Below are 2130 nucleotides of genomic sequence, written 5' to 3'. Positions count from 1 at the left end.
AGGCCACTCGTTTACACCACCTACTGGATCTCACCACATTATCAACACTAAAGAAGAACTCCTTACCCTTAACGATCCCACGGCAAGCCATCTTAGTAGTCTGCTACAACAATATGTATCAGTAAGGATCCGCATTGCCGATGGGTTATGGGTTAACAACATCTACCTACCCCGAAATACCAATTACGGAAACATGATCATCATTAATTCCACTGCGGGTCAAACCACCACCGTTTATTATAATGGCACAAGCACTTTTATTTTTACCGGCAATGAAGAAAAATTTATTTTTTTTGAAAGCCGGTGGTTGAGAGAGAATGCACTGTACAATGAAAATATTCTTTATGCGCAGCATACCTGGAGTGTTACGCTTCCACCACAATGGATTAAACCTGGCGTATCCATGACCTTTACTAGCGGCAATTTAACGGGAGATTTGCAAAATATCCCTGTCGGCGCACCCACACAGCTACTGCTAAATACCATTGATATTGGCATGCTCACACCACCGCGTAATGAGTTTACCTTTACCGAATCACCGGAATTTCATCGCGAGTATTTCCAAACTGTTCCCGTTTCGCGGATGGTCGTTAGCGCATATCAAGCGGTGCATCTAACCGAAGTTATGCTACCAAACGGAAACTTTTATACTGACCGCGCACCAGGCATGGGGGATTGGCATAATGGTGTTTTACGTGAAGACATTGGTAAAGGATTAATATCCCTAGGAATAAACTTTGCCAATTATGGTCTGAATAGTTCGGAGGGCTCAGGCCACTGGCACTTTGTCAACTCAGCTCAAATCACGGTACATAATAGCGTGGGTAAATATGAAAATGGGGTACAAATCCACGGCGGTTCAGGTGGCTCAGGGATGGCAACACTGGATGAATCTGTCGGTAATGAATTCAGTCATGAAGTAGGACATGCCTATGATTTGTCACACTTCCCCGGTGGGTTTGATGGTTCTGTACATCGTCCAGCCAATACCATTAATTCAACATGGGGGTGGGATGCCGGTTATGATATTTTCCTGCCAAACTTTAGAGCACAGGTAGATAATGCGCAGTCTTGTGTTGAGGGTACTTGCCAGCTCCCCTTTTACGGGCACTCATTTGGTTTTGATCCGATGGCAAATGGGGAACCGATGAGTCCATTTAACAGTTTTACCCTGCACACACCGTATACCGCAAAGCTTGTTCAAACTTTTCTCGAAAGTAAAATGGTTTTCTCCAGCACCTCACCTAGCGGCTTTCGCATGTGGGATCCAACCACCAGAACGATGGTGCCGCATATTCATAGGGTGGATATTGATAAGCCATTTACCGCACCTAATACGGATTTAAGTGCGCCCACCTTAGCGGCATTTTTATCCAACAATGCAGTTCTGGCAATCGTGTTACGCGATGGTGACTGGACAAGAGACATCCACATTCCCATCGCGCATTTAAACAATGCCGGGCGAGTCATAACCATTGATGACGACGCTGGATTCGTCAGCTATCTGCATATAAATCAGGCTCCTCCTATCGAGATTCATAGAGGATTTCAGGCCAGTTATAAATCCGATGGCACCCTGTGGAATGAAATAATTCTGCTGAATCAGAGCCAATTCAGAATTACTGTTCCCATGGTAAATAACGAAGCACTTAATCTACAATCCTATATCGCTGATTATACCGTTGTCGATATTGGAATATGGGATGGACACTGGACACCCACAATCTCCGTTCCGCCCAGTTCGCCGGATAACAATAGAAAAGTCATTATTATTAAACATGTTGCAACGTCAAGTACTGAACTACTTATTAATGGGCTGCGTAGGGTCGTTAATGGTGGAGATACGCTTTACTATATCTCTAATGGCAATAGCTGGATTCAGAAACCCGAGCTGGTTGATTTGTCAGTTGAGCGCGCGCCCTATGCCTTTGGCGTTCCGGTAACAACGTTAATTGGTTATTACGATCCTCAAGGGATCTTACAACCCTACATTTATCCTGCACTACATGGCGCATATGGCTATATCTACAATGATAACCAAGAGGTATCACCGTCAGCAGATTGGCAACTATGGGTAGAATCAAGCAATCAGACTTTACGTTTCCGGCTTCATAATTCAAGAATTGTAAG

The 2130-nt window shown here is 44.4% G+C and carries 1 protein-coding gene; it reads left to right on the top strand.

Annotated elements, in window-relative coordinates; genetic code table 11:
- Positions 1–37 precede the first annotated feature (37 nt).
- A partial coding sequence (locus tag J5224_RS25425; RefSeq protein ID WP_413544724.1) for a M66 family metalloprotease occupies positions 38–2130 on the top strand: 2093 nt, incomplete at its 3' end.

The sequence above is a fragment of the Candidatus Symbiopectobacterium sp. NZEC135 genome (assembly GCF_025962695.1).
The sequence above is the reverse complement of the archived record's forward strand: the minus strand, read 5'-3'. Positions and strand labels throughout refer to the sequence as shown.